Origin of the sequence: Plantibacter elymi (nom. nud.) (assembly GCF_900177795.1) — a bacterium.
GTDB classification, from domain to species: domain Bacteria; phylum Actinomycetota; class Actinomycetes; order Actinomycetales; family Microbacteriaceae; genus Plantibacter; species Plantibacter elymi.
In genome coordinates, this window is the sequence record NZ_FXWJ01000004.1 from 203824 (window position 1) to 222076 (window position 18253).

An 18253-nucleotide genomic window follows, 5' to 3' on the forward strand; every position below is an offset into this window, starting at 1 on the left:
GAAGCGCCGACCCGCCGCCGGACGACTCAGATGGCGAGTCGCTCGCGCACGACGTCGGCGAGGCGGTGCGCCAGGCGATCGGCGGTCGGTTGATCGGCCGCCTCGACCATGACACGGACGAGCTGCTCGGTGCCGGACGGCCGCAACAGCACGCGTCCGTCATCTCCGAGCTCGGCTTCGGCAGCCTGGACGGCAGCCTCGACGACCTCGTCGCCGACGAGGCGCGTGCGGTCGACACCCGTGACGTTGACGAGGATCTGCGGGTACACCTGCATCACGGCGGCGAGCTCCGCGAGCGTCTTCCCGGTGCGCGCCATCTCGGCCACGATGTGCAGACCGGTGAGGATGCCGTCGCCGGTGGTCGCGTAGTCGGCCATGATGACGTGACCCGACTGCTCACCGCCGAGCGAATAGGCGTTCGCGTTCATCGCCTCGAGGACGTAGCGGTCGCCGACCCCGGTCTGGACGACGTCGATGCCGTGCTCGCGCATCGCGACGTGCAGGCCGAGGTTGCTCATCACCGTGGCGACGAGCGTGTCGTCCTTGAGCTTGCCGCGCTCCTGCATCGAGACCGCGAGGATGGCCATGATCTGGTCGCCGTCGACGATCTTGCCCGCGGCGTCGACCGCGAGGCAGCGGTCGGCGTCGCCGTCGTGCGCGATGCCGAGGTCGGCACCGTGCTCGAGGACCGCCTTGGACAGGAGGTCGAGGTGCGTGGAGCCGACGCCGTCGTTGATGTTCATGCCGTCGGGGTCGTTGCCGATGATCGTGACCTTGGCCCCGGCGTCGCGGAAGGTCTCCGGCGACACACCCGCGGCCGCGCCGTGCGCGCAGTCGAGGACGACATGGATGCCGTCAAGGCGGTTCGGGAGGCTGCCGAGCAGATGGAGGACGTAGCGGTCCTCGGCGTCGGCGAAGCGGATGATCCGGCCGACGTCGGCGCCGGTCGGGCTGAGCTTGGGGCGGTCGAGGTATTCCTCGATGCGGCGTTCCACCGCGTCGGGCAGCTTCGTCCCGCCGCGGGCGAAGATCTTGATGCCGTTGTCGGGCGCGGGGTTGTGCGAGGCGGAGATCATCACGCCGAAATCGGCGTCGATGTCGGCGATGAGGAACGCCGTCGCTGGCGTCGGCAGCACGCCAGCCTCGAGCACGTCGACGCCCGAGGACGCCAGGCCCGCCGCGACGGCGGCGGACAGGAACTCGCCGGAGATACGCGGGTCGCGTGCGAGCACGGCGACCGGGCGCTTCCCGGCGGCACGGCGGGCCTCAGCACTACGGCCTTGCCCAAGCACCACTGCGGTGGCTTGGGCAAGGCCGAGAGCGAGGTCTGCCGTCAGGTCGGCGTTCGCGAGTCCGCGTACGCCGTCGGTACCAAACAGCTGAGGCATCGAGCTTCGCTTGTCTTGAGAGCGCTTAGCGCTTCGAGAACTGCGGAGCCTTACGGGCCTTCTTGAGTCCGGCCTTCTTGCGCTCCTTGACGCGAGCGTCACGGGAGAGGAAGCCGGCCTTCTTCAGGGTGGCGCGGTTGTTCTCCTCGTCGATCTGGTTCAGCGAGCGAGCGATGCCGAGGCGCAGCGCACCGGCCTGGCCCGAGGGGCCACCACCGGAGATGCGTGCGATGACGTCGTAGCCGCCGGCCAGGTCGAGGACGGTGAACGGGTCGTTGATGAGCTGCTGGTGCAGCTTGTTCGGGAAGTAGTCCTCGAGCGTGCGGCCGTTGACCGTGATGGTGCCGCTGCCGGGGACGAGGCGCACGCGGGCGATGGCCTGCTTGCGACGGCCGACGGCTGCGCCGGGGACGCTCAGCACGGCGCGAGGCGCGGTGACTGCTGCTTCAGGAGCCGACTCGGTGGAGTAGCTCTGCGGGGTCTCTTCGATGGAATCTGCGATGTTCGCCACTGTGTAATCCTTTTTTCTTGTCCGGTGCTTACTGGGCGACCTGGTCGAGCGTGAACGGCTTGGGCTGCTGAGCGGCGTGCGGGTGCTCGCTGCCCGTGTAGACCTTGAGCTTCTTCAGCTGGTCGCGGCCGAGCGTGTTCTTCGGCAGCATGCCGCGGATCGCCTTCTCGACGGCGCGGATCGGGTTCTTCTCGAGGAGCTCGGCGTAGGTGACGGCCGAGAGCCCGCCCGGGTAACCGGAGTGGCGGTAGGCCTTCTTCTGCAGGAGCTTGGCGCCGGTGAGGGCCACCTTGTCGGCGTTGATGATGATGACGAAGTCGCCACCGTCCATGTGAGGGGAGAAGGTCGCCTTGTGCTTGCCGCGCAGGAGCGCTGCAGCGTGGCTGGCCAGGCGGCCGAGGACCACGTCGGTGGCGTCGATGACGACCCAGTCGTGCGTGATCTCACTGGCCTTCGGGGAATACGTGCGCGTCACAATAGTGCTGCTTTCTGGTCGGAGTTGGTCGTTCGTGAATCCCGCTCCTGTTGGGTGTTCCGAACGGAACGCCCGAGGTGGAGGGCTCAACTTCGGGTACCGCGCCGCAGAAGGCGCAGGCACCAACGGGAGAGTCTACGCGACGACACCCCGGCGGTCAATTCCCACCGGGAACCTCACTCGGCGCTCGCTTCCACGTGCTCATGGCTGCGCCGCTGACGGGTCTCGGCGGCCCGCGCATGCAGCAGCCCCGGCTCGGGGTAACCGACCTCGACGAGGGTGAGTCCGCGCGCCGGCATCACCCGGAAATCGATCTCCCGCCGCCCACCGTCCCGGAGCCGGACGACCTCCTCGAGCGACATGCGCCCCTCCCCCACGGCGACGCAGGCGCCGACGAGCGCCCGCACCATGCTGTGGCAGAACGCGTCGGCCGTGAGGCTCGCCACGAGCACGCCCGCTTCATCCCGCTCCCAGCTGAAGGACTGCAGGGTCCGGATGGTCGTCGCGCGTGGTCTCGGTTTGCAGTACGCCTGGAAGTCGTGGAGCCCGACGAGCGAGGTGGCCGCCTGGTGGAGTAGCTCGACGTCGAGCGACGTCGTCGTCCAGCTCGTCGTCCGCCGGAGGATCGGGTCCTTGCGGACGTCGGCGTCCGCGAGGCGGTAGCGGTAGTGACGCCAGACCGCCGAGAAGCGCGCGTCGAAGCCCTCTGGCGCCGGCTCCGCCGTGTGGATCACGACGTCGCGGTCCATCCCGAGCACACCGTTCAGTCGACGTACCAGGAGGGAGCTCGCGGTCTCGTTCCGCGGCGTCCCGTCGTGGAACTCGGCGTGGCGCCCCTGCAATCGCGTGATCTTCGCGAGCTGCGGCTCGGTGAGGTCGAGGTGGGCCACCTGACCGGCCGCGTGCACCCCGGCATCCGTCCGTCCGGCCACCACGAACCGCGGCATGGGCGGGACGGTCTTCCCGAGTACGCGGTAGAGCGCTTCCTCCAGGACCCCCTCGACCGTGCGGAGCCCCGGTTGCTTCGCCCATCCGGCGAAGTCCGTGCCGTCGTACGCGATGGCAAGCCGGAACCGCTGGGTCGGGAGGACGTCCGCTGCCGCGACCTGCTCAGCGATCACGGACGTACGCCAGATCACGCGTCGTCGCGACGAAGCCCTGTCGTTCGTACAGCCCGAGTGCACCCGTTGGACTGGCCGTGTCGACCTCGAGGGTCGCCCGCTCGAGGCCGGCTGCCTGGATCCGACGAAGCGCGGTGGCCAGCAGAGCCGGTGCGAGTCGTCGGCCACGCCAGTCGCGGACGGTCCCGACGAGGGCGATGTACGCGCTGGTGAACCCCTGCGCGGACCAGCTGTCCTCGTCCACCTCGGCCAGCGTGAAGCCGACGACCCGTCCGTCGTCGTCGATCGCGACCACCGAGAGGTCGTCGCGGAAGTGGGATCCGCCGACGAACTGCGCCCACATCGCGGGGACCGTCTCCAGGCTGCCCCAGTGGTCCCGGAACGAGTCGTTCCGAGCCTCCCTCGTGCGTTCGGCCACGTCCGGGTGGTACGCCTCGAGTCGGACACCGTCGGGCACGTCGATCTCGTCGACGGGCGCGGAGAGATCGCGCTCCATGATGGTGAAGTACCGCGCCACGGCGAAGCCGAACCGCTCCAACAAGCGCGCCGCCCCCGGGTTCCGTTCGTCGACGTAGGCACGGGAGGAAGCCGGAGCACCCGTCTCGACGGAGGCCAGCTGCTGCTCGGACCGTTCCAGCGACCACGCGAGCAGCGCTCGGCCGATCCCCCGCTCACGCCATGCGGGATGCACGCCGCCGAAGACGTACGAATACACGGACACGTCTCGTGATGGCGACAGGATCACCATCGCATAGGCGACCAGCGTGCCGTCGGCCGCGATCGCGAGCAGGCTGTCCGAGGCCATGTCGATCCACGCGTGGTCGAACTGGTCCGCGATCTCGTCGCGGCTCGTCACCCGGTGGGGGTTGTCGAACGGGTCCATGGCGCGGCACAGGCCCACGATGTCGTCGATGTCTGCGCGGACCGCCGGACGCCACTGGTCGACGTCGGGGTGCTGCGGCAGGGCCGGTTGGCCGGCCGGAACGGCGGGAGTGGTACTCATGTCTCCAGCCTAGGACACCGTCGCAACGCCGCCAGGAACGGCGGAACCCCGCCCTCCGGATGGAGAGCGGGGTTCCGTTCGTGTGTCGTTGAGCCTACTTGGCGTCCTTCACGGGAGCCTCGTCGGTGGTCTCGCCGGCGTCGACGGACTCGCCGTCGGTCTCGGTCGCCTCGACGGCTTCCGTCGCCTCTGCGTCGGCCGAGGTCTCCTCGGCCGGAGCCTCGTCGACCGGCGCTGCGGCGTGCTTCGCGGACTGCTTGGCCGGCTTCGCCTTCGGCGTGACGGGCTCGAGGACGAGCTCGATCACGGCCATCGGAGCGTTGTCGCCCTTGCGGTAACCGGTCTTGATGATGCGCGTGTAGCCACCCTGACGGTCGGCGACGAGGGGCGCGATCTCCGTGAAGAGCTCGTGCACGACGCTCTTGTCGGTGATGGTCGCGAGCACCCGACGGCGGGCGTGCAGGTCGCCGCGCTTCGCGAAGGTGATCAGGCGCTCAGCGAGCGGACGCAGGCGCTTCGCCTTGGTCTCGGTGGTCTGGATGCGCTTGTGGGTGAACAGCGCAGCAGCGAGGTTGGCGAGCAGGAGACGCTCGTGGGCAGGTCCGCCTCCGAGGCGGGGTCCCTTGGTGGGAGTAGGCATTCTTGTCTCTCTTCAGGTTGGAAAGTCGTCAGGTGGATCGCGTGCTAGGAGACGGTCTCGTCGTCGTAGCCGCTGTAGAAGTGGGCGCCGTCGAACCCGGGAACCGAGTCCTTCAGGGAGAGGCCCATTTCGGTGAGCTTGTCGCGAACTTCATCCACCGACTTCTGTCCGAAGTTGCGGATGTTCATGAGCTGCGTCTCCGACAGCGCGACGAGCTCGCTGACGTTGTTGATGCCCTCGCGCTTGAGGCAGTTGTACGAACGCACGGAGAGGTCGAGGTCCTCGATCGGGATCGAGAGCTCGCCCGGCAGCACGGCGTCGACCGGCGCGGGGCCGATCTCGATGCCCTCTGCAGCGGTGTTGAGCTCGCGAGCCAGGCCGAACAGCTCGGTCAGCGTGCGACCGGCCGACGCGATGGCGTCGCGCGGCGTGATGGCCGGCTTCGACTCGACGTCGACGACCAGGCGGTCGAAGTCGGTGCGCTCACCGGCACGAGTCGCCTCGACGCGGTAGGTCACCTTGAGGACGGGCGAGTAGATCGAGTCGACGGGGATCTGACCGGCTTCGCTGAACTCGTTGCGGTTCTGCGTGGCCGACACGTAGCCGCGGCCACGCTCGATCGTGAGCTCGAGCTCGAACTTCGCCTTGTCGTTGAGGGTCGCGATGACGAGGTCCGGGTTGTGGACCTCGACGCCGGCCGGAGCCGAGATGTCGGCTGCGGTGACCTGGCCTGCGCCGGTCTTGCGGAGGTACGCCGTGATCGGCTCGTCGTGCTCGCTGGAGACGACGAGGCCCTTGATGTTCAGGATGATCTCGGTGACGTCTTCCTTGACACCGGGGATCGTGCTGAACTCGTGCAGCACGCCGTCGATGCGGATGCTGGTGACGGCTGCACCGGGGATGGACGACAGCAGGGTGCGACGGAGCGAGTTCCCGAGGGTGTACCCGAAGCCTGGCTCGAGCGGCTCGATGATGAACCGGCTGCGGAACTCCGAGATGGATTCTTCGGTGAGCGTAGGGCGCTGTGCGATGAGCACTATGGATTCCTTTCGGCTAAGTGTCCGCTATATGACACTTGCGTTGGCGAGGTAGTGAATGGTGTTCGCTGGCCCTGGTCACCAGGACCATGCCGTGATCCGTCCGCGGCGATCAGACGATCGCTACGGACGGATCACGGCCGGTGAACCGAAGGAATTAGACGCGGCGACGCTTCGGGGGGCGGCAGCCGTTGTGTGCCTGAGGCGTGACGTCGTTGATCGAACCGACCTCGAGGCCTGCGGCCTGGAGCGAACGGATCGCGGTCTCGCGGCCGGAGCCGGGTCCCTTGACGAAGACGTCGACCTTCTTCATGCCGTGCTCCTGCGCCTGACGCGCAGCCGACTCGGCGGCGAGCTGTGCGGCGAACGGGGTCGACTTGCGCGAACCCTTGAAGCCGACGCCACCGGACGAAGCCCAGCTGATGACCGCGCCCGAGGGGTCGGTGATCGAGACGATCGTGTTGTTGAACGTCGACTTGATGTGGGCCTGGCCCACGGCGATGTTCTTCTTTTCCTTCTTACGCGGCTTCCGAACGGCCGACTTTGGTGCTGCCATGAATATCTCCTGAGTCCTATGACGAGGCGACTAGGCGGGGCCTAGCGAGCCTTCTTCTTGCCGGCGACGGTGCGCTTCGGGCCCTTGCGGGTGCGCGCGTTGGTCTTGGTGCGCTGGCCGCGGACCGGAAGTCCACGACGGTGACGGATGCCCTGGTAGGACCCGATCTCCACCTTGCGGCGGATGTCGGCGGCGACCTCACGGCGGAGGTCACCCTCGACCTTGAAGGTGCCCTCGATGTAATCGCGCAGGGCGATCAGCTGGTCATCGGTGAGATCCTTCACGCGGATGTCTCCGCTGATGCCGGTGTCGGCGAGGGTCTTGAGTGACCGCGTGCGGCCAACACCGTAGATGTACGTCAGTGCAACTTCCACGCGCTTGTCGCGTGGGATGTCTACGCCGGCGAGACGTGCCATGGTGGCTTCTCCTAGGAGTTGTGGAGGTGTGGAGCAGTTCCGGTGCTCGGGCCTCCGACCCGAGGTGTCACCCGCGGCGCACGATGTGCTGCGGGATCTGGAACTGCCGTTAGAGGGGTGGTGCTGTGTTGCTCAGGGCTGCGTGCTGCAGATCCTCTGAGATCAACCCTGGCGCTGCTTGTGGCGCGGGTTCTCGCAGATGACCATGACGCGGCCGTTGCGACGGATGACCTTGCACTTGTCGCAGATCTTCTTGACGCTGGGCTTGACCTTCATAGTTCTCTCTTTTCGCTGTCATCGTGCCGGGCCCACCACCGGATGGTGGCGGCGCGTCCGGCCGTTACTTACAGCGCGACCTACTTGTAGCGGTAGACGATCCGACCACGGGTCAGGTCGTAGGGGGTCAGTTCCACGATCACGCGGTCCTCTGGGAGGATGCGGATGTAGTGCTGACGCATTTTGCCCGAAATGTGGGCAAGTACCTTGTGTCCGTTGGTCAGCTCAACGCGGAACATCGCGTTGGGCAGAGCCTCGACCACTTGGCCCTCGATCTCGATGACGCCGTCTTTTTTGGCCATAGCCTCACTGTCGCTCAGGTTGAGTCGCACTGGTCGTGCGGATGGATTGCGGTGCGGATGTCGGCTCGCCGAAGGCATGCAGAAAGCACCAAAGATCGATTCTATGCTATGTTTCCGGGTTTCGCCAACTCAACGTCGGCCACGGCCCGTCAGTCGGTGCGGGAGAGCAGCGCGTCGTTGATCTGTGCCGTGAGACCGGCGTCCATCGCCAGCGGACGTCCGTCCACCGCACGCACCGGCGCGGCCAGTCGGACGCTGGAGAGCAGCCATGCCGCTTCCGCATCGAGCACGTCCTCCGGTGTCAGCATCCGGTACTCGTGTGCCAGCCCCTGCTCCTCGAGGTGGGCCCAGAGCGCGAGCTGCGTGGTGCCGGGTAGGATGCCACTCGACGGAGGCGGTGTCACGAACGTTCCGCCGATCCGGACGACCACGGTGGAGGTGGGGCCCTCGAGGACGAAGCCGTCGCTGCTGAGGAAGAGCACGTCGTCCGCTCCACGTCGGTGCGCCTCACGGAGCGCGGCCATGTTGACCGCGTACGACAGCGTCTTGGCACCGGCGAGCAGCCACGGCGAGCGCTCCTGCACGTCGCTCGGGAGGCCTCGATCGAGCAGGACGACCTCGATGCCGTTCTCACGCTCGGGGAACCCGTCAGCCGGCGTCGCCGAGATCCACGCGGTCGGGCGTCCGCCACTCCCCCGCGTCACGACGAGTCGGACGGCGCTCTGATCGACGTCGGGGAGTTCCGCGATCGCGCGCGCGATCGCGAGCCGCCACTGTGCGTGGTTCGGCGCGGGCAGATCGAGGATCGCCGCCGACTCGGTCAGTCGATCGAGGTGCGCCTCGACCGACTGCGGGTGCCGGCCGACGACACCGATCGTCTCGAAGATCCCGTCCCCCCGCGCGGGGCCCAGATCGAAGACGCTCAACACACCGGACCCGTCGCCGGCAGGCGTGATCGTGGCCGCGAGGTCGGCGTCGTCGATGATGGTGTCCGCAGGGAGGACGTCGAGAAGGAACACGATCGGCACGCTCATGCCGAGCAACTCTACCGGGACGGACGAGGTCCGGACGGCGACCGGGCTGACGCTCGGTCAGGCGGGACGGACGGGGGTGACGCCGAACGCGGAGAGAGCCTCGGCGCCGCCGTCGTGAGCGGTCAGGACCCAGATGCCGTCGCGGTGCACGGCGACGCTGTGCTCCCAGTGCGCAGCCGAACCACCGTCGAGCGTGGCGACGGTCCATTCGTCGTCGCGGACGAGGGTGTCGGGGCTCCCGGCGACCACCATCGGTTCGATGGCCACCACGAGCCCGGGCTTCACTTCGGGGCCACGCTGGCGGACACGGTAGTTGAACACCGGTGGCGCCTCGTGCATCGTGCGTCCGATGCCGTGCCCGACGTAGTCGGTGAGGATCCCATAGGGCTTCCCCTCGGGTGAGTGGTCCTCGACGTACTCCTCGATCGCGGCACCGACCTGGTTGAGGTGTCGGGCGGTCGCGAGCTCGGCGATCCCGGCCCACAGTGAACCCTCCGTCACCGCCGAGAGCCGCTCGCGCTCGGTGACGAGCTCCGGGCGCGTGGGATCGGGCAGCACGATGGTCATCGCGGAGTCGCCGTTCCAGCCGTCGATCTCGGCGCCGCTGTCGATGGACACGATGTCGCCCGACTGCAGCACGCGTGACCCGGGGATGCCGTGGACCACGTCCTCGTTGACCGAGGTGCAGACCGTGTGGCGATAGCCGGGGACGAGCTTGAAGTTGGAGTGCCCGCCGGCCGCGACGATGGCTGCCTCGGCAGCCGCGTCGAGTTGCAGCGTCGTCACCCCGGGGGCGACGAGCGCGCGGACCGCATCGAGCGAGGCCGCGGTGGCCAGCCCCGGCGCGAGCATGGCGCGGATCTGGTCAGGGGTCTTGTAGATCGACTTCCGGAACACCGTGGTGGACGTGTCGGTGTGTCAGACGGCCGGGACGATGATGCCGCGAGCAGCGAGGGCGGCGTCGATCCGCGCGGTGACCTCGTCGACCTCACCGAGACCGTCGACGGCCACGACGAGCCCCCGGGCGGTGAAGACCTCGATCAGCGGAGCCGTCTCGTGCGCGTAGAGGTCGAGCCGGTGACGGATAACCTCTTCCGTGTCGTCGGTGCGGCCCTGCTCGGCGGCACGTTTGAGGAGTCGTGCGACGACCTCCTCGGTGTCGGCCTGCAGTTGCACGACGGCGTCCAGGCTTGCATCACTCTCGGCCAGCAGGGCGTCGAGCGCGACCACCTGGTCGGTGGTCCGCGGGTACCCGTCGAGCAAGAACCCCTCGATCGCGTCCGGCTGGTGGAGCCGGTCACGGACGATCTCGTTGGTCAGCGAGTCGGGGACGTATCCGCCCTCGCTCACGATCGCCTGGACCTGCTTGCCGAGGGCCGTGCCCTCCTTGATGTTCGCGCGGAAGATGTCGCCCGTCGAGATCGCGGGGATGTCGAAGCGATCCGCGAGGAATGCCGCCTGCGTGCCCTTGCCGGATCCCGGAGGGCCGACGATGAGCAGACGGGGCTTGCCGGCCGCCGCGCTCAACGCAGGAGCCCTTCGTAGTGGCGCTGCTGAAGCTGCGAGTCGATCTGCTTGACCGTCTCCAGTCCGACACCCACGATGATGAGGATCGACGCCCCACCGAACGGGAAGTTCGCGTTCGCACCGACCAGCGCCAGCGCGATGAGCGGCAGGAGGGCGATCAACCCCAGGTAGATCGATCCGGGCAGGGTCACGCGGGTCAGGACGTAGTCGAGGTACTCGGCCGTCGGGCGTCCGGCGCGGATGCCGGGGATGAACCCGCCGTACTTCTTCATGTTGTCGGCGACCTCTTCAGGGTTGAAGGTGATCGCGACGTAGAAGTAGGTGAAGCCGACGATGAGCAGGAAGTACATGAGCATGTACAGCGGGTGGTCACCCTTGGTGAGGTATTGCTGGATCCACAGGACCCAGGGCGCCGGGGTGCCGGTCGTCGGCTGGTTGAACTGCGCGATGAGGGCCGGCAGGTACAGGATCGACGACGCGAAGATGACGGGCACCACACCGGCCATGTTGACCTTGATGGGGATGTAGGTGTTGTTGCCGCCGTACGTCCGGCGTCCGACCATCCGCTTCGCGTACTGCACGGGGATGCGACGTTGCGACTGCTCGACGAAGACGACGAGTCCGACGATCACGAGGCCGACGGCGAGCACGAGGAGGAAGACCTCGGGGCCCTTCGCGGTCCAGATGGCGGCCAGCGAGCCCGGGAAGGTGGCTGCGATCGAGGTGAAGATGAGGAGCGACATGCCGTTGCCGACGCCGCGCTCGGTGACGAGCTCGGCCATCCACATGACGAGGCCGGTGCCCGCGGTCATGGTGACGACCATGAGGAGCATGCCGTACCAGGTGCCGCCCTGGGCGGTGATGAGGTCGGCGCAGACGCCGCCCTGGTTGCCGAACAGTGCGCCGCTCTTGGCGACGGTGATGAGTGTCGTCGACTGGAGGATGCCGAGAAAGATCGTCAGGTACCGCGTGTACTGCGTCAGCTTGCCCTGGCCGGACTGGCCTTCCTTGTGCAGGGTCTCGAAGTGCGGGATGACCACGCGGAGGAGCTGGACGATGATCGACGCGGTGATGTAGGGCATGATGCCCAGCGCGAAGATGGAGAGTTGGAGGAGCGCGCCACCACTGAAGAGGTTGACGAGCTCGTAGAGGCCTGATGCGCCGGCGGCCTGCTGGTTCGCGAGGCACTGCTGCACGTTCGGGAAGTTCACGAACGGAGCGGGGATGAAGGACCCCAGCCGGTAGATGGCGATGATCCCGAGCGTGAACCCGATCTTGCGACGAAGATCCGGGGTCCGGAAGATCCGGCCGATGGCGCTGAACAAAAGGGGCCTCCTGTGAGATGTTGCGGGGTCGGCCCGGGTGACCGGCATGATGCCGGCCACCCGAGTGAGCTCCTGTGCGGAGCCGGCCGAGGGCTACTTGACGCTGCCCCCGGCTGCCACGATCTTCTGCTCAGCTGAGCCGGAGACCTTGTCAACCGCGACATTCAGCTTAACCGAGATGTCACCGTTTCCGAGAACCTTGACCTTCTCGTTCTTCCGGACGGCACCCTTGGCGACGAGGTCCACCGTGGTGACGTCGCCACCCTTCGGGTACAGCTCGGCGAGCTTCTCCAGGTTCACGACCTGGTACTCGACGCGGAAGGGGTTCTTGAAGCCACGGAGCTTCGGGGTGCGCATGTGCAGCGGCATCTGCCCACCCTCGAAGCCGACCTTGACGTTGTAACGCGCCTTCGTACCCTTGGTACCGCGACCGGCGGTCTTACCCTTGGACGCCTCACCACGGCCGACACGCATCCGGGACTTCTTGGCCCCGGCTGCCGGACGCAGGTGGTGCACCTTCAGGACCTGCTCGCGCTTCTCGGCGGGCTCGTCCTTCGCGGGCTTCTTGGCGGCAGCAGCCTTGGGGGCTGCCTTCGCCTTGGGCTCGGCCTTCGCGGCAGCCGTCTTCGGAGCTGCCTTCGCAGCAGCCTTGGGGGCCTTCTCCTCAGTGGTTTCGTTCTTCTCAGCCATTAGTCGATCTCCTCAACCTGTACGAGGTGAGCAACAGTGTTCACGTAGCCGCGGTTCTGCGCGTTGTCCGGGCGGACGACGACAGCACCGATGCGACGGAGACCCAGGCTGCGAAGCGTGTCGCGCTGGTTCTGCTTCTCACTAATTCTGCCCTTGATCTGGGTGATCCTCAGCTGGGCCATCAGGCACCTACCTTCGCAGCAGCGGCCGCCTGAACGGCCTCTGCCTCTGCACGGAGCAGGCGGGCCGGAGCGACCTGGTCGAACTCGAGACCACGACGGGCTGCGACGGCACGAGGTTCCTCGAGCTGCTTCAGCGCCGTGACGGTCGCGTGGACGATGTTGATCGTGTTGGACGAACCGAGCGACTTACTCAGCACGTCGTGGATGCCGGCGCACTCGAGGACGGCGCGGACGGGACCGCCGGCGATGACACCGGTACCAGCGGCGGCGGGGCGCAGGAGCACCACACCGGCTGCTGCCTCACCCTGGGTGGGGTGCGGGATGGTCGAGCCGACGCGCGGGACGCGGAAGAAGTTCTTCTTCGCCTCTTCGACGCCCTTCGCGATCGCGAGCGGGACTTCGCGAGCCTTGCCGTAGCCGACGCCGACCATGCCGTTGCCGTCACCGACGACCACGAGGGCGGTGAAGCTGAAGCGACGACCACCCTTCACGACCTTCGAGACACGGTTGATGGTCACGACGCGCTCCAGGAACTGGCTCTTGTCGCTGTCGCGGCTACCGCGGTCGCGGTTGGGGTTGCGCTCGCGGCCTCCGCGGCGCGCCTCGCGCGGCTCGCGGTCGCCGGTGGGCGCCGTCGATGCCGCGGTCTCGACCGGGGCCTCGGCCACGGTCGCCACAGGCTCTTGCTGCTGCTTGTTGTCTTCGCTCACAGGTTCAATCCGCCCTCTCGAGCACCATCGGCAATTGCTGCCACGCGACCTGCGTAGCGGTTGCCTCCACGGTCAAATACGACATCGTCGATGCCGGCTGCCTTGGCACGCTCGGCGATGAGTTCGCCGACCTTGCGCGACTTGGCGGTCTTGTCGCCGTCGAACGTCCGGAGGGTGTCCTCCATGGTCGAGGCGGAGACGAGGGTGTGACCCTTCGTGTCATCGACAACCTGCACGAACACGTGACGGGCTGAACGGTTGACGACGAGGCGCGGACGGACCGCGGTGCCCTCGACCTTCTTGCGCAGACGCGTGTGGCGACGGCCACGTGCGGCAGTCTTCGTTGGACGAGCCATGGTTACTTACCAGCCTTTCCGGCCTTGCGACGCACGATCTCGCCGGCGTAGCGCACGCCCTTGCCCTTGTACGGCTCGGGCTTGCGGATCTTACGGATGTTGGCGGCGACCTCGCCGACGGCCTGCTTGTCGATACCGGCGACCGTGAGCTTGTTGTTGCCCTCGACGGTCAGCGTGATGCCGACCGGCGGCTCGACGGTGACGGGGTGCGAGAAGCCGAGCGCGAACTCGACGGCGCTGCCCTTCTGAGCGACGCGGTAACCGGTACCGACGACCTCGAGGCCCTTGGTGTAACCCTGGGTGACGCCGATGATCTGGTTCGCGATGAGCGTGCGGGTCAGGCCGTGGAGCGAGCGCGAGTTGCGCTCGTCGTCGGGACGCGTGACCAGCAGCTGTGCGTCTTCGAGCTTGACCTCGATGGGGCTCGCGACGGTGAGCTGGAGCTCACCCTTCGGGCCCTTGACGGTGACGTTCTGACCGGCGACGTCGATGGTGACGCCTGCCGGGATGTCGATGGGGAGTCTTCCAATACGAGACATGACTGGCTACCACACGTAGGCGAGGACTTCCCCACCCACGCCCTTCTTCTCGGCCTGGCGGTCCGTGAGGAGGCCGCTGGAGGTGGACAGGATGACGACGCCGAGGCCGCCGAGGACCTTGGGGATCTCGTTCGACTTCGCGTAAACGCGGAGGCCGGGCTTCGAGACGCGCTTGATGCCGGCGATGGAGCGCTCGCGGTTCGGGCCGAACTTGAGGCTCAGCGAGAGCGTCTGTCCGACGGCCGCGTCAGCGACCTCCCAGCCGGAGATGTAGCCCTCGGACTTGAGGATCTCGGCGATGTTCACCTTGAGCTTGGAGTGCGGCATCGACACGGTGTCGTGGTGCGCCGAGTTCGCATTGCGCAGTCTGGTCAGCATGTCTGCGACCGGATCTGTCATGGTCATATCGAGTGTTTCCTTTGTTCACCAGGTTTCGACATCCTGTGCAAGGGTGCCGACCTGTGGTGGTTGAACCGTTCTGGGCAGGAGTGCCCCGAACGGGCGGAAGCCCGGTCCTCGACATACACCGAGGACCGGGCAGAAGCTCAGCCTACTTGGACTCAGCCGCCTTGAACGGGAAGCCGAGCGCCTTGAGCAGCGCGCGACCCTCGTCGTCGTTCTTGGCCGTGGTCACGACAGTGATGTCGAAGCCGCGGACGCGATCGATCTTGTCCTGGTCGATCTCGTGGAACATGGACTGCTCCTGGAGACCGAAGGTGTAGTTGCCGTTGCCGTCGAACTGCTTGTCCGAGAGACCGCGGAAGTCGCGGATACGCGGAAGAGCGAGGCTCAGCAGGCGGTCGAGGAACTCCCAAGCGCGGTCGCCACGAAGCGTGACGTGGGCGCCGATGGGCTGACCCTCGCGCAGCTTGAACTGCGCGATGGACTTGCGTGCCTTGGTGACCTGCGGCTTCTGGCCGGTGATCTTGGTGAGGTCCGAAACAGCGCCGTCGATGACCTTGCTGTCGCGAGCGGCCTCGCCCACACCGGTGTTGACGACGACCTTCACGAGTCCGGGCACCTGGTGCACGTTCGTGAAGCCGAAGTCCTTCTGCAGCTGCGGAAGGATCTCAGCGCGGTACTTCTGCTTGAGACGGGGCTGGATTTTGCCAGTCGCCACTTCTGTGTCGGTCATTACAGGTCCTTACCTGACTTCTTGGCGTAACGAACGCGGACCGTCTTGGTGACGCCGTCCTTCGTGACTTCCTCGTTGCGGTGGCCGACCTTGGTCGGGCCCTTGGTCTCCGGGTCGACGAGCGCGACGTTGGAGATGTGGATCGAAGCCTCGACGGTCTCGATGCCGCCGGTCTTCGTTCCACGCTGGGTCTGGCCGACACGGGAGTGCTTCGTGACGTAGTTGACGCCCTCCACGATCACCCGGTTCTTGTCCGCCAGGACCTCGATGACGCGACCCTGCTTGCCGCGGTAACCACCGCGGTCCTGCTTCGGGCCGGAGACGACCTGAACCAGGTCGCCCTTCTTGATCTTTGCCATGACTTAGATAACCTCCGGCGCCAACGAGACGATCTTCATGAACTTCTTGTCACGAAGCTCGCGACCGACCGGTCCGAAGATGCGGGTACCACGGGGGTCCCCGTCAGCCTTCAGGATGACAGCGGCGTTCTCGTCGAACTTGATGTACGAACCGTCGGAACGACGGGTCTGCTTGCGGGTGCGGACGATGACCGCCTTGACGACGTCGCCCTTCTTGACGTTGCCACCGGGGATCGCGTCCTTGACGGTCGCGACGATGGTGTCACCGAGGCCCGCGTAGCGGCGGCCGGAGCCACCGAGCACGCGAATGGTCAGGAGCTCCTTGGCGCCGGTGTTGTCGGCGACCTTGACTCGTGATTCTTGCTGAAGCATTGTTCGCTTTCCTCTCAGTAAGCCGCGAGGCCTACTTGGCCTTCTCGAGAATCTCGACCAGACGCCAGCGCTTGGTGGCGCTGGTGGGGCGGGTCTCGCTGATCAGGACGAGGTCGCCGATGCCGGCGGAGTTCGCCTCGTCGTGAGCCTTGACCTTGGAGGTGCGGCGGATGACCTTGCCGTAGAGCGGGTGCTTCACGCGGTCCTCGACCTCGACGACGATGGTCTTCTCCATCTTGTCGCTGGTCACCAGACCACGGCGGGTCTTGCGGTAGCCACGAGCAGCGGCGTCCTTGACGTCGTGCTCGGCCGACTCGTGACCCTCGGGGGCCTTGTCAGTAGCGGTAGCCATGTCTAGGCCTCCTTCGTGGTCTCGGCGTCGGCTGCAGCGGTGTCCTCGGACTTCGGTGCGGCCTTGGCCTTCTTGGTCTTCTTCTCGGCCTTGGCCTCGACGACCTCGACGGTCGGCGTGGCACGGATGCCGAGCTCGCGCTCACGGATGACCGTGTAGATGCGAGCGATGTCGCGCTTCACGGCGCGCAGGCGGCCGTGGTTCTCGAGCTGCCCCGTGGCCGACTGGAAGCGCAGGTTGAACAGCTCCTCCTTGGCCTTGCGGAGCTCCTCGAGGAGCCGCTGGTCTTCAAAGGTGTCGAGCTCGACGGGGGTGAGCTCCTTGGATCCGATCGCCATTATGCGTCGCCCTCCTCGCGCTTGATGATGCGTGCCTTGAGGGGCAGCTTGTGGATTGCACGGGTCAGCGCCTCGCGGGCCAGGGTCTCATCGACTCCGGCGACCTCGAACAGCACACGACCCGGCTTGACGTTCGCGACCCACCACTCGGGCGAACCCTTACCGGAACCCATGCGGGTTTCGGCGGGCTTCTTGGTCAGCGGACGGTCGGGGTAGATGTTGATCCACACCTTTCCGCCACGCTTGATGTGACGCGTCATGGCGATACGAGCGGACTCGATCTGACGGTTGGTCACGTAAGCGGGCGTCAGGGCCTGGATACCGTACTCACCGAACGACACCTTGGTGCCACCGGTCGCCTGGCCGGAACGGCCGGGGTGGTGCTGCTTCCGGTGCTTGACTTTGCGTGGGATCAACATGGTTATGCCTCAACTCCTGCGGCGGCGGGCGCCTCAGCAGCTGCCTTAGGGGCGCTGCTCGGACCGGCGTTCCGACGGGGGCGGTCGCCACCGTCGCGACGTTCCGGACGCGTCGACTTCTGGTTGGCCTGCTCGCGAGCAAGCTCCTTGTTGGTGATGTCGCCCTTGTAGATCCAGACCTTCACGCCGATGCGGCCGAACGTGGTCTTCGCCTCGTAGAAGCCGTAGTCGATGTTCGCGCGGAGCGTGTGCAGCGGCACACGGCCTTCGCGGTAGAACTCGGAACGGCTCATCTCGGCGCCGCCGAGGCGGCCGGACACCTGGATGCGGACACCCTTGACGGTGGACGTGCGCTGAGCGCCCTGCAGGCCCTTACGCATCGCGCGGCGGAAGGCCACACGTGCGGAGAGCTGCTCGGCGATGCCCTGCGCGACGAGCTGAGCGTCGGCCTCGGGGTTCTTGACCTCGAGGATGTTCAGCTGGATCTGCTTCTTCGTGAGCTTCTCGAGGTCGGCGCGGATGCGCTCGGCCTCGGCGCCACGGCGACCGATCACGATGCCCGGACGGGCGGTGTGGATGTCGACGCGGACGCGGTCACGGGTGCGCTCGATCTCGATGCGGCTGACACCAGCGCGGTCGAGCGAGGTCGCCAGCAGACGGCGGATCTTGACGTCTTCCGCGACGAAGTCGCTGTAACGCTGACCCTTCTTCGTGCTGTCGGAGAACCAACGCGACACGTGGTCGGTCGTGATTCCCAGACGGAAGCCGTATGGATTGACTTTCTGACCCATTACTTGCTCACCTTCTTGGCCTTGGCAGCGCCGGCAGTCTCATCAGGCGTCGAGAGCTCGACGGTGATGTGGCTGGTGCGCTTGAGGATGCGGAACGCGCGGCCCTGTGCGCGGGGACGGAAACGCTTGAGGGTTGCACCCTCATCGACGTACGCCTTCGCGATGTACAGGTCCTGCTCGTCAAGGAACACGTTGTCCTTGTCGGCCGTGACGCGAGCGTTCGCGATGGCCGAGGCAACGAGCTTGTAGATGGGCTCGCTGGCGCTCTGTGGTGCGAACTTCAGGATGGCCAAGGCCTCCTGAGCCTGCTTGCCACGGATGAGCGCGACGACACGACGGGCCTTCTGGGGGGTGACGCGGATGTGTCGCACGCGGGCGATCGACTCCACCATTTCTCTT

At 66.7% G+C, this 18253-nt stretch carries 29 protein-coding genes; all 29 read right to left on the reverse strand.

The window, feature by feature from the left end; all coding sequences use genetic code 11:
• Nucleotides 1-26 precede the first annotated feature (26 nt).
• Nucleotides 27-1388: a phosphoglucosamine mutase gene (gene glmM / locus CCK91_RS13500; protein WP_086474460.1), complete on the reverse strand. Its 1362-nt coding sequence runs from the start codon at nt 1386-1388 to the stop codon at nt 27-29.
• Between the two features lie 25 nt (nt 1389-1413).
• Complete coding sequence (gene rpsI, locus CCK91_RS13505; protein ID WP_064296683.1) at nt 1414-1899, reverse strand: 30S ribosomal protein S9; 486 nt, start codon at nt 1897-1899, stop codon at nt 1414-1416.
• Between the two features lie 28 nt (nt 1900-1927).
• Nucleotides 1928-2374, reverse strand: a complete 447-nt coding sequence (gene rplM / locus CCK91_RS13510; RefSeq protein ID WP_071259493.1) for a 50S ribosomal protein L13 — start codon at nt 2372-2374, stop codon at nt 1928-1930.
• A gap of 176 nt (nt 2375-2550) precedes the next feature.
• The gene (truA, locus tag CCK91_RS13515; RefSeq protein ID WP_242664540.1) at nt 2551-3495 is read right to left on the reverse strand and encodes a tRNA pseudouridine(38-40) synthase TruA; all 945 of its coding nucleotides are present in this window, start codon (nt 3493-3495) and stop codon (nt 2551-2553) included.
• Nucleotides 3485-4498 carry a GNAT family N-acetyltransferase gene (locus CCK91_RS13520; protein WP_086474461.1) on the reverse strand — a complete coding sequence of 338 codons (1014 nt, stop codon included), beginning with the start codon at nt 4496-4498 and terminating at the stop codon, nt 3485-3487. The genes truA and CCK91_RS13520 overlap by 11 nt, the downstream gene beginning before the upstream one ends.
• Before the next feature lie 94 nt (nt 4499-4592).
• On the reverse strand, nt 4593-5138 hold the full coding sequence (rplQ, locus tag CCK91_RS13525; protein ID WP_086474462.1) for a 50S ribosomal protein L17: 546 nt from the start codon (nt 5136-5138) through the stop codon (nt 4593-4595).
• 44 nt (nt 5139-5182) lie between these two features.
• Entirely contained in the window at nt 5183-6175 is a 993-nt protein-coding gene (locus CCK91_RS13530) for a DNA-directed RNA polymerase subunit alpha (protein WP_056008091.1), read from the reverse strand.
• A 157-nt stretch (nt 6176-6332) separates the two neighbouring features.
• A complete protein-coding gene (gene rpsK, locus CCK91_RS13535; protein WP_056008094.1) occupies nt 6333-6731 on the reverse strand; it encodes a 30S ribosomal protein S11 in 399 nt (132 codons plus the stop codon).
• 41 nt (nt 6732-6772) lie between these two features.
• Nucleotides 6773-7147: a 30S ribosomal protein S13 gene (gene rpsM / locus CCK91_RS13540; protein ID WP_064296688.1), complete on the reverse strand. Its 375-nt coding sequence runs from the start codon at nt 7145-7147 to the stop codon at nt 6773-6775.
• A gap of 162 nt (nt 7148-7309) precedes the next feature.
• The gene (gene rpmJ / locus CCK91_RS13545) at nt 7310-7423 is read right to left on the reverse strand and encodes a 50S ribosomal protein L36 (protein WP_021759549.1); all 114 of its coding nucleotides are present in this window, start codon (nt 7421-7423) and stop codon (nt 7310-7312) included.
• A gap of 80 nt (nt 7424-7503) precedes the next feature.
• Nucleotides 7504-7725 (reverse strand): translation initiation factor IF-1, encoded by a 222-nt coding sequence (gene infA / locus CCK91_RS13550; RefSeq protein ID WP_017885304.1) that lies wholly within the window; start codon nt 7723-7725, stop codon nt 7504-7506.
• 149 nt (nt 7726-7874) lie between these two features.
• The gene (locus CCK91_RS13555) at nt 7875-8759 is read right to left on the reverse strand and encodes an aminodeoxychorismate lyase (RefSeq protein ID WP_242664541.1); all 885 of its coding nucleotides are present in this window, start codon (nt 8757-8759) and stop codon (nt 7875-7877) included.
• 57 nt (nt 8760-8816) lie between these two features.
• The gene (gene map / locus CCK91_RS13560; RefSeq protein WP_086474463.1) at nt 8817-9656 is read right to left on the reverse strand and encodes a type I methionyl aminopeptidase; all 840 of its coding nucleotides are present in this window, start codon (nt 9654-9656) and stop codon (nt 8817-8819) included.
• A gap of 21 nt (nt 9657-9677) precedes the next feature.
• Nucleotides 9678-10286 (reverse strand): adenylate kinase, encoded by a 609-nt coding sequence (locus tag CCK91_RS13565; protein ID WP_086474464.1) that lies wholly within the window; start codon nt 10284-10286, stop codon nt 9678-9680.
• Entirely contained in the window at nt 10283-11611 is a 1329-nt protein-coding gene (secY, locus tag CCK91_RS13570; RefSeq protein WP_085510249.1) for a preprotein translocase subunit SecY, read from the reverse strand. The genes CCK91_RS13565 and secY overlap by 4 nt, the downstream gene beginning before the upstream one ends.
• Before the next feature lie 93 nt (nt 11612-11704).
• Nucleotides 11705-12301, reverse strand: coding sequence for a 50S ribosomal protein L15 (rplO, locus tag CCK91_RS13575; RefSeq protein ID WP_079705265.1), 597 nt, complete (start codon nt 12299-12301; stop codon nt 11705-11707).
• Entirely contained in the window at nt 12301-12483 is a 183-nt protein-coding gene (gene rpmD, locus CCK91_RS13580; protein ID WP_079001710.1) for a 50S ribosomal protein L30, read from the reverse strand. Before rpmD ends, rplO begins: the two co-directional genes overlap by 1 nt.
• On the reverse strand, nt 12483-13151 hold the full coding sequence (gene rpsE / locus CCK91_RS13585) for a 30S ribosomal protein S5 (protein WP_229939737.1): 669 nt from the start codon (nt 13149-13151) through the stop codon (nt 12483-12485). Before rpsE ends, rpmD begins: the two co-directional genes overlap by 1 nt.
• Nucleotides 13152-13189: 38 nt before the next feature.
• Entirely contained in the window at nt 13190-13549 is a 360-nt protein-coding gene (gene rplR / locus CCK91_RS13590) for a 50S ribosomal protein L18 (RefSeq protein WP_064296693.1), read from the reverse strand.
• A gap of 2 nt (nt 13550-13551) precedes the next feature.
• Nucleotides 13552-14088 (reverse strand): 50S ribosomal protein L6, encoded by a 537-nt coding sequence (gene rplF / locus CCK91_RS13595; protein ID WP_064296694.1) that lies wholly within the window; start codon nt 14086-14088, stop codon nt 13552-13554.
• Nucleotides 14089-14094: 6 nt separating this feature from the next.
• Nucleotides 14095-14493 (reverse strand): 30S ribosomal protein S8, encoded by a 399-nt coding sequence (gene rpsH / locus CCK91_RS13600; protein WP_064296695.1) that lies wholly within the window; start codon nt 14491-14493, stop codon nt 14095-14097.
• Between the two features lie 145 nt (nt 14494-14638).
• Nucleotides 14639-15223 (reverse strand): 50S ribosomal protein L5, encoded by a 585-nt coding sequence (gene rplE, locus CCK91_RS13605; protein ID WP_056008119.1) that lies wholly within the window; start codon nt 15221-15223, stop codon nt 14639-14641.
• A complete protein-coding gene (gene rplX, locus CCK91_RS13610; protein ID WP_056008121.1) occupies nt 15223-15582 on the reverse strand; it encodes a 50S ribosomal protein L24 in 360 nt (119 codons plus the stop codon). Before rplX ends, rplE begins: the two co-directional genes overlap by 1 nt.
• A gap of 3 nt (nt 15583-15585) precedes the next feature.
• Nucleotides 15586-15954: a 50S ribosomal protein L14 gene (gene rplN / locus CCK91_RS13615; RefSeq protein WP_064296696.1), complete on the reverse strand. Its 369-nt coding sequence runs from the start codon at nt 15952-15954 to the stop codon at nt 15586-15588.
• A gap of 31 nt (nt 15955-15985) precedes the next feature.
• The gene (gene rpsQ, locus CCK91_RS13620; RefSeq protein ID WP_056008125.1) at nt 15986-16306 is read right to left on the reverse strand and encodes a 30S ribosomal protein S17; all 321 of its coding nucleotides are present in this window, start codon (nt 16304-16306) and stop codon (nt 15986-15988) included.
• Between the two features lie 2 nt (nt 16307-16308).
• Nucleotides 16309-16644, reverse strand: a complete 336-nt coding sequence (rpmC, locus tag CCK91_RS20090) for a 50S ribosomal protein L29 (protein WP_079705264.1) — start codon at nt 16642-16644, stop codon at nt 16309-16311.
• A complete protein-coding gene (gene rplP / locus CCK91_RS13630) occupies nt 16644-17063 on the reverse strand; it encodes a 50S ribosomal protein L16 (protein ID WP_056008131.1) in 420 nt (139 codons plus the stop codon). The genes rpmC and rplP overlap by 1 nt, the downstream gene beginning before the upstream one ends.
• Nucleotides 17064-17065: 2 nt before the next feature.
• Complete coding sequence (gene rpsC, locus CCK91_RS13635; protein WP_064296699.1) at nt 17066-17854, reverse strand: 30S ribosomal protein S3; 789 nt, start codon at nt 17852-17854, stop codon at nt 17066-17068.
• Entirely contained in the window at nt 17854-18246 is a 393-nt protein-coding gene (gene rplV, locus CCK91_RS13640) for a 50S ribosomal protein L22 (RefSeq protein WP_056008137.1), read from the reverse strand. The genes rpsC and rplV overlap by 1 nt, the downstream gene beginning before the upstream one ends.
• Nucleotides 18247-18253: the final 7 nt, after the last annotated feature.

Coding starts and splice junctions, on each gene's coding strand:
- glmM (WP_086474460.1), bottom strand. CDS start 1,388: ATGCCTCAGCTGTTTGGTACCGACGGCGTACGCGGACTCGCGAACGCC.
- CCK91_RS13520 (WP_086474461.1), bottom strand. CDS start 4,498: ATGAGTACCACTCCCGCCGTTCCGGCCGGCCAACCGGCCCTGCCGCAG.
- rplQ (WP_086474462.1), bottom strand. CDS start 5,138: ATGCCTACTCCCACCAAGGGACCCCGCCTCGGAGGCGGACCTGCCCAC.
- rpsK (WP_056008094.1), bottom strand. CDS start 6,731: ATGGCAGCACCAAAGTCGGCCGTTCGGAAGCCGCGTAAGAAGGAAAAG.
- rpsM (WP_064296688.1), bottom strand. CDS start 7,147: ATGGCACGTCTCGCCGGCGTAGACATCCCACGCGACAAGCGCGTGGAA.
- rpmJ (WP_021759549.1), bottom strand. CDS start 7,423: ATGAAGGTCAAGCCCAGCGTCAAGAAGATCTGCGACAAGTGCAAGGTC.
- infA (WP_017885304.1), bottom strand. CDS start 7,725: ATGGCCAAAAAAGACGGCGTCATCGAGATCGAGGGCCAAGTGGTCGAG.
- CCK91_RS13555 (WP_242664541.1), bottom strand. CDS start 8,759: ATGAGCGTGCCGATCGTGTTCCTTCTCGACGTCCTCCCTGCGGACACC.
- rplO (WP_079705265.1), bottom strand. CDS start 12,301: ATGGCTGAGAAGAACGAAACCACTGAGGAGAAGGCCCCCAAGGCTGCT.
- rpmD (WP_079001710.1), bottom strand. CDS start 12,483: ATGGCCCAGCTGAGGATCACCCAGATCAAGGGCAGAATTAGTGAGAAG.
- rplR (WP_064296693.1), bottom strand. CDS start 13,549: ATGGCTCGTCCAACGAAGACTGCCGCACGTGGCCGTCGCCACACGCGT.
- rplF (WP_064296694.1), bottom strand. CDS start 14,088: ATGTCTCGTATTGGAAGACTCCCCATCGACATCCCGGCAGGCGTCACC.
- rpsH (WP_064296695.1), bottom strand. CDS start 14,493: ATGACCATGACAGATCCGGTCGCAGACATGCTGACCAGACTGCGCAAT.
- rplE (WP_056008119.1), bottom strand. CDS start 15,223: ATGACCGACACAGAAGTGGCGACTGGCAAAATCCAGCCCCGTCTCAAG.
- rplX (WP_056008121.1), bottom strand. CDS start 15,582: ATGGCAAAGATCAAGAAGGGCGACCTGGTTCAGGTCGTCTCCGGCCCG.
- rplN (WP_064296696.1), bottom strand. CDS start 15,954: ATGCTTCAGCAAGAATCACGAGTCAAGGTCGCCGACAACACCGGCGCC.
- rpsQ (WP_056008125.1), bottom strand. CDS start 16,306: ATGGCTACCGCTACTGACAAGGCCCCCGAGGGTCACGAGTCGGCCGAG.
- rpmC (WP_079705264.1), bottom strand. CDS start 16,644: ATGGCGATCGGATCCAAGGAGCTCACCCCCGTCGAGCTCGACACCTTT.
- rplP (WP_056008131.1), bottom strand. CDS start 17,063: ATGTTGATCCCACGCAAAGTCAAGCACCGGAAGCAGCACCACCCCGGC.
- rpsC (WP_064296699.1), bottom strand. CDS start 17,854: ATGGGTCAGAAAGTCAATCCATACGGCTTCCGTCTGGGAATCACGACC.
- rplV (WP_056008137.1), bottom strand. CDS start 18,246: ATGGTGGAGTCGATCGCCCGCGTGCGACACATCCGCGTCACCCCCCAG.